This window comes from Grimontia marina (assembly GCF_900060185.1).
Lineage (GTDB): Bacteria > Pseudomonadota > Gammaproteobacteria > Enterobacterales > Vibrionaceae > Enterovibrio > Enterovibrio marinus.
Genome location: NZ_FIZY01000246.1, coordinates 1 through 609, shown reverse-complemented (window position 1 = coordinate 609; position 609 = coordinate 1). Strand labels below are relative to the sequence as shown.

At 37.6% G+C, this 609-nt stretch carries 2 protein-coding genes; both read left to right on the top strand.

Features of this window, described 5'->3' with window-relative positions; all coding sequences use genetic code 11:
• Window positions 1–372, top strand: a 372-nt coding sequence (locus tag GMA8713_RS27635) for a hypothetical protein (RefSeq protein ID WP_232314579.1), incomplete at its 5' end; no start/stop codon positions are given.
• Between the two features lie 17 nt (window positions 373–389).
• Window positions 390–609: hypothetical protein (locus tag GMA8713_RS27630; protein WP_198159611.1), on the top strand; the 220-nt coding region annotated here is incomplete at its 3' end.

Sequence of the window (609 nt, the reverse complement as noted above, 5' to 3'; positions counted from 1 at the left end):
GGGGAGGTGAAAAGACAGAAAAGGGATAATGGAGGAGGGAGGAGAATGAAAAGTAGAATAAGCGAAAAAATAACGGGGGTTAGGAAAGATGAAGGGCAGGGGGAAAAAAGGGGAGAAGAAAGAAAGAAAAGAAAAAGGGAGGGAAGAAAGAAGAGGAAGAGAATACAAAAAAGAATGGAAAAAAGAAAGAGGAAAAAGAAGAGAAAGAAAAAAAAAGGAAGGAGAAGGGAGGAAAGAAAAAAAAGAGGAGAAAAGGGAAGGGGAGGGGAAAAAAAAAAAAGAAAGGGAAAAGAGGAGGAAGAAAAAGGAAAAGGAAAAAGGAAAGAGAGAAAAAGAAAGAGAGAAAAGGTAAAAAAAAAAGGGAAGTATTAGAAGAAAGAAGGAGAAGAGTGAAAAGAAGAAAAAAAGGTATAAGAAAAAGAAGAAGAAGAGAAAAAAGGAAAAAGAGGAAAGAAGGAAGAAGAGGAAAAAGAAAAAAAGAAAAAAAAAGGAGAAAGGAGAGAGAAGAAGGAGGAGGGAAAAAGGGTGAAAGGAGAGAAAGGAAAGGAAGAAAAAGGAGGAAGGGGGGAAGAAAGGAAAGAGGAAGGGGGAAGATGGAAAGAAGGGGAG